A 6,004-nucleotide genomic window follows, 5' to 3' on the forward strand; every position below is an offset into this window, starting at 1 on the left:
ATTATTTCCTGACGGGGGATTTGGAGTTTTTACTAATCTGGCACCCGTGTTGAAGGGGACGGAACAGACCGTGGGCAAGTTGGCTCAGGGCAAAGATCCAAAGCATTGGTGTCAAAGCATCCAGTACCAACCCGGCACTCAGCATGAAGATGAACACCCCTTCATTAAATGCGAGGATTTTAGGTTGTTCTCTTGCAAACCAGATGAGGTTTTCTTTTGCGCTGAACCCTAGACCGGCTGTTGCTGGTTGGTTTGTGACCTGTGCCATTTTTGTTGGAAAACTTGGGTCATTAGCGGTTTCAATTTCAATTGCGACATATTTGGCGTAGCCGCGCAGACTGTAAAAAGTGACGCCGATAAACGAGAGATAAATCGGCATGGCATTGCCTGACTGAACAGAGGCCGAATAGCCAGCAGCCCCAAACCAAATGATCACTTGAATTTGATCTGTCAGCCTGTCGAAATAGCTCCCGACGCTTGAGGATACTTTCCTATAACGCGCTATTTGCCCATCCATGCAGTCTAAAACATGGCTGAAGTGAATGAGAATTGCCCCGATAACGAAGTTCCACGAACCGCCCGCCACAACGCAAATGGCCGCCGTTATGGCTACTAGAAATGACGCCAGTGTAATTCGGTTAGGCGTGATACATTTGTATTCAACCGCAATATAGTTCAACACAATGCCCAAAGGTGCCGTTACGAATGAGGACCACCATTCATCATTTTTTGTTTTGGTTTCCCAAAGATTTTTGAACTTCTCATTCATGAAATTGCCGGCTCTTCTGATTGATCGAGGAGCTTTAAAGTTGGCCAACTTTTTCGAATTGGATCGACGTCGTCATTACCACCAGCTTGGCACTTCAACAGGGCAACCTCAAGATTCTGCAAGAAAAAAATGATGTCTAGGTCGGTCATCTCGCCGATATTCCCGACTTGAAAGACCTTATCTTTGAAACACCCTTTGCCTTCATAAATGATGATCCCGTTTTCACGCAGCCTTCGACGCAAGTCGGAAACATTGACGGACCATGGCACATGCACAGTTGTCAAAATTGAGCACATATCTTTTTCGTCGATCAAAAACTTCAGGTTCAATTTAAGCATTCCGCGTCGCAGATCGTTTGCGCGCTGTCGGATAACATCAAATCGCTTCACCACACCTTCGGACAATATATTTGTAAGCGCCTGATCCAAAGCAAAAAACAAAGGTATTGCAGGTGTGTTTGGTGTCTGACCAGTCGTGGTTAGAAATCTGTAAAAAAGTGCCAAATCTAGGTAGGTCGTTTTGGGTTTATGATGCTTCAATTTCTCAAACTGTATTGTTTGTCCGATGACAAACGACAGGCCCGGATAAGACCCTATCGCCTTTGAACTTGAGCTAGAACAAAAAGCAATATTGCAACCTTCCATATCTACAGGTTCCGCCCCAACAGAACTAACTCCATCAACGATGAACAAGGCCCCGTGCTTCTGTGCTAGCGCACCAATCAAATGCAAAGGATTCAACATCCCAGAACAGGTTTCATGATGAACCATCGCGATTACCGAAACCTTGTGCGCATCTAGAAATGCCTCAATTTGTGACAGGTCAAATCCTTTGCCCCAAGGTTTCTCGATCACATGGGTATGGGCATTGTGAATTTTCGATGTATTTGCCAGCCGCTCCCCAAACTCACCATTAGATAAGATCAGTACGTCACCCTGACCAGCAACTGACGATAACATCGATTCATTTGCTGCAGTCCCGGACCCAGTGATCACAACTACTCTATATCGGTTACGTTTTTCGATCTGAAATAATGAAAGAATCTTATGTTCGATATTGCTCAAAAGGGTGTCGAACTCCAGCTCGCGATGGCAAATATCGGATTTTATGACCGCAGAACGAAGGTTCTCCGCCACATTTACAGGGCCGGGTGTGAATAAAAACTGCGCGTTCAAAACGATGTATCTTTCCATCTACGCCACTTTGCCGTGCGCGTAGATTGCTAAGTTTTGAGCCCATGAGAATTACAGTTCAGATATCTGAACCGCATTGTCGAGAGGACGTTTATCGACGGGTAGGGCAACACCAAATTGGGGTCGACTGGGGTATTCTTTGCGAAAAAAATAATCTGACATAATAATTTTAAACATGAGGCAGCCCTTCTGAACCCCATGCCAAAAATGACAGATGGTGGGCGGCGATTTGCATACTAGATGCGCACCAGACTAATAGTCTGGATGATTTAGGATTTTGCTTTAAGCTGACACTGAGCCAAAATTCCGAAAAGTAACTTCACTCTTCGTGGCTCAATTTGTTGACGAAGTCGAAGTCACGCGACTCTAAGTACCTCCCAGAGTACGTGATCATTCCTACCTACCGAGAGGTTCGATAGCAAGGTAAATCTATAATGTGAATAGCCCCTAGTTTCCTAGACACCTTCTTGGTTCACATTTCGTTGTCTGTTTTCGAAGTCGATGGGCGACAACATCCCATTCCTCGCATGTTTACGTTTCGGGTTATAGAACATTTCGATGTAGTCGAAGATGCCTTGCCTGGCTTGTTCACGTGTTTTGTAAGCCCGACGACGAATGCGCTCGCGTTTGAGCAGGTTGAAGAAGCTTTCTGCAACGGCGTTATCCGTTGCCCGGCAATGCATGTTTACATGCATAAGAGGGGTGACAATTTCCGCGTCTGCTCATCGAGTGTTGGATGTTGTGTGCTCGAAGAAATGCGGCCCAATCCCGGCTTGTATACTGCACCCCCTGATCGGTATGAATTAGGACAGATTGTCTTGGCTTTCGTCGCCATACCGCCATCAGTAAAGCCTGCAAGACAAGGTCCGTAGCCTGACGTGATTGTGTGGCCCAGCTGTTACCGGGCAATGGTTTGAAACAAACCATGAGGGGGCAACAACACGGCGAGAGTAAAGGTCGATGACAACAGCCAGATACAAGAACCTCTCATAGGTTTTGATATAGGTGGTATCCGTTGCCCGACAGGCGATTTTCATAGAAAACCTGGCGAGAGGGGGAAACCCATGCCGTATCTGGTGTAACCTGCGTAGGATGGAGCTGGTACTTCTCTGCGATCTCCTGCACCGTCTTGCCGCCATGCAACGCTTCAAGCGCCACGGTTGCCTTAAACGTGTCTGAAAAATTCCGTCGCTTCGTCATTCCCGTATCCATTCTATCATGTTGGATACACCTTAGCATGCTGTTAAAATTTACCGGACCACTTCAGCTGTCAGAATATGCCTTTAACTTCAAATTGGCTGGCGTAAGTTCACGGACCAACGTCATGCCCTCTGCGGCCTACTCCCTTGAAACAAAACATTGCGCCAGCGCCTATTTTCAGAACGCTCTGAGTTTCTATTTTGTTTGTATAAACCAGCTTCACTCAGCAGTGGGCCTGATCATACCCTTCATTTAAACCGGAGTACTCATATGCAGCATGAAACCTTGGTCGCCGCAGAATTTGGGATAATTGTTATTCCATCTGCTCAATTCAGCTGAAGTAAATTTCATCTTTTCAAAAATAAATCTCATTTGTTCTTGGGGAATGAAAATTGCACAACCTCCGGAAATGAAATCCCAATTGTTTTCTCCATATGGGGAAACTGGGGTGTGGTGCCAGTAGCTCTTTTTCTTCCCAACAAACTGCCGAAACGGGGTGTCTCTCAATGACCATTCTGAATACGTTCTATCTTGGAAACCTTGCAATTATTGACCCTGTGGAAAACGGGGCGACTGGCGCGAATGAAAACATATTCGGCGTATTGGGAACTTATGGTACAGTGGCTTCCCCTCTGTATAACAGTCAAGCACAGGTTGAGGTGCTTGGCAGTGGAATAAGTCAATTGACAACGGATCATAATCCGATTGCTTCAGGCAGTTCATCGATTTCATATGACACGGGTGCTGGTCCCATTGCCAATACTGCGGACGGAATTGCATCATATCAAGGTTCAATTACCTATAGTGACGGATCGGCAACTTTGGGCCTGACGCTCCAGCTTATACAGACCATTGATGGTGATACTTTTTTGCTTGTTCCGGAAAGCCAGCAAAGTCATTTCAACAAACCGGTTGAAACAATTAACCTTGATGCTGCCGTTATTACGCCCGTGATGCACACGCTGCCACTTGCTGCTTATGACGACACGCTTTTGGCAAGCGCGATCCCGGATGGGGTCGTGGATGGTGAAAATACCGATGATACTATGGGGCCTGGCTACAATGATAGCGGGCAGGCGATCAATGGCGGCGGCGATATCATTGACGGGCCTGACGGGCTGAATGATGTGATCAACGGCAATGGCGGGAATGACACCATCCACGCTGGTTTGGGGGCGGACATCGTTGATGGGGGTAAAGGAGACGATCTTATCGATGGTGGCTTTGGGTTGGACACACTGAATGGTGGTGAAGGTAATGATACCGTCAGTTTTCAGCAATCCTTCGGCAGTTCATCTGAATTTGTAAATGTTGATCTTTTGAATAATGTTGCGGCGCTGAATGGAGGTGTCTCAGGCACCGAAACAGTGATTGGTTTTGAGAACGTAATCGGTAGCCAGGGAAATGACCAGATCAGCGGCACAGATGAAAGCAATATCCTTGAAGGGCGTACCGGTGATGACCTGATCAATGGTCGGGGCGGGGATGACACCATCTTGGGCGGCGCAGGGAATGATACAATTGCTGGTGGTGCTGGTTCGGATACAATTTCCGGGGGTGACAACAACGATATCATTTATGGCGATGAGTTGCCAGAAAGTGGCGTCGGGGTGAATGCCGGTCTAATTGACATTGGCTACATGGATGTTCGCAGCGGGTCTGCGACACAATCTGGCGTGAACCAAGCCGTCGCAGGTGACACGGTCATTTTTGACAATATTGGCGTCACGGAAGATGGGCGCGTCATTTATGGCAAGCTGGAATTGGTCGAAAAATCTGACCCCAACCTGACGGTAGATCTCGTCGGAAACCAATTTCTTGATATTCGCTTGAACGGTATCAATAACCCTTCTGTCGCCGGAGAAACCGCGACCTTTAAGCTGAGTTTTTTTGATACTGCGACGGATCAACCCATTTCCTTGAATGGGCATTCGGTTTTTACGGATGTTGACCAGACCCCTAATGGCACAGAAGTTTTGACTCTTCCTGATGACAGTTTCAGCGCATTCGGGGTGACGGATTCAAACACGCTGAACATTTCGTCATCAAATGGTTCTACGGTGATCTCCGGGACAACGAACTCCGTTCCTACGGATCAAAACGCCTGGCTAACAGCCTATTTTGAGAACCAAGATTCGATAACCTTCACGGCGGCTGCACGAGGGGCGACCACAGGGTATTCTTTCGGACCCGGAGAACTGGACGACGAAGTAGTTACCCCGATTGTCAGCAGTGATGATGTTATTGATGGTGGCGATGGCGATGATGTGGTTTACGGCATGGTCGGGGATGACAGGATCACCGGCGGGGCAGGGGATGATACGCTGAATGGTGGCGAAGGCGACGATATTTTCGTCGAAGTCGCAGGTGATGGCGCTGATACGATTGAGGATTTTGGCACTGGAAACTCGGGTTCGATTGATGATGGTGATCAGGCCAACAATGACTTTGTGGACCTAAGCGCATTTTACAACGCAACGACACTGGCCAGTGTTAATGGATCTGATTCAGACACTGCGAATGATTTCACCCATGAGTTGGCTATGCTGCGGGCGGATGCAGCCGATGGTCAGGTTGATGGGATCATCAATGGGACGGATTATTCAGCTGAGATTGGTGGTGTTGACCTAACATTGCTGAATGCGGGTGTGGCTGTAACGGGCAGTGCGCTGACGTCGGACAACACAAATGTGATGTGTTTTGCAGATGGCACATTGGTCTTGTCCCGATTTAGTTCCGGCCTCTTTCGAGCGATATTCGCAATGAAGGAGACAAGACATGGCACCAAGATACAGCGACGAGTTCAGACGTGATGCGGTTCGCATAGCGACGACCAGCGGGT

At 47.7% G+C, this 6,004-nt stretch carries 4 protein-coding genes and 1 pseudogene; 1 reads left to right on the top strand and 4 read right to left on the bottom strand.

The genetic code is table 11. From position 1 onward, the window contains the following. Nucleotide 1 precedes the first annotated feature (1 nt). From H1D41_RS17605 to H1D41_RS18525, 4 genes and pseudogenes are all read right to left on the bottom strand, one after another. Nucleotides 2–769, bottom strand: a complete 768-nt coding sequence (locus H1D41_RS17605) for a CDP-alcohol phosphatidyltransferase family protein (protein ID WP_228850159.1) — start codon at nt 767–769, stop codon at nt 2–4. Then, the gene (locus H1D41_RS17610; RefSeq protein WP_228850160.1) at nt 766–1,962 is read right to left on the bottom strand and encodes a pyridoxal-phosphate-dependent aminotransferase family protein; all 1,197 of its coding nucleotides are present in this window, start codon (nt 1,960–1,962) and stop codon (nt 766–768) included. The genes H1D41_RS17605 and H1D41_RS17610 overlap by 4 nt, the downstream gene beginning before the upstream one ends. A 455-nt stretch (nt 1,963–2,417) precedes the next feature. Beyond that, a pseudogene (locus tag H1D41_RS17615) lies at nt 2,418–2,978 on the bottom strand (IS3 family transposase); the annotation flags it as partial. Continuing rightward, nucleotides 2,950–3,201, bottom strand: a complete 252-nt coding sequence (locus tag H1D41_RS18525) for a transposase (RefSeq protein WP_394355423.1) — start codon at nt 3,199–3,201, stop codon at nt 2,950–2,952. The pseudogene H1D41_RS17615 and the gene H1D41_RS18525, both read right to left, overlap by 29 nt. Nucleotides 3,202–3,668: 467 nt before the next feature. Between H1D41_RS18525 and H1D41_RS17625 the strand changes: the two genes are divergently transcribed. Beyond that, entirely contained in the window at nt 3,669–5,975 is a 2,307-nt protein-coding gene (locus H1D41_RS17625) for a calcium-binding protein (RefSeq protein ID WP_228850161.1), read from the top strand. Nucleotides 5,976–6,004: the final 29 nt, after the last annotated feature.

The organism is Halocynthiibacter styelae (genome assembly GCF_016123485.1).
Classification (GTDB): Bacteria; Pseudomonadota; Alphaproteobacteria; order Rhodobacterales; family Rhodobacteraceae; genus Halocynthiibacter; species Halocynthiibacter styelae.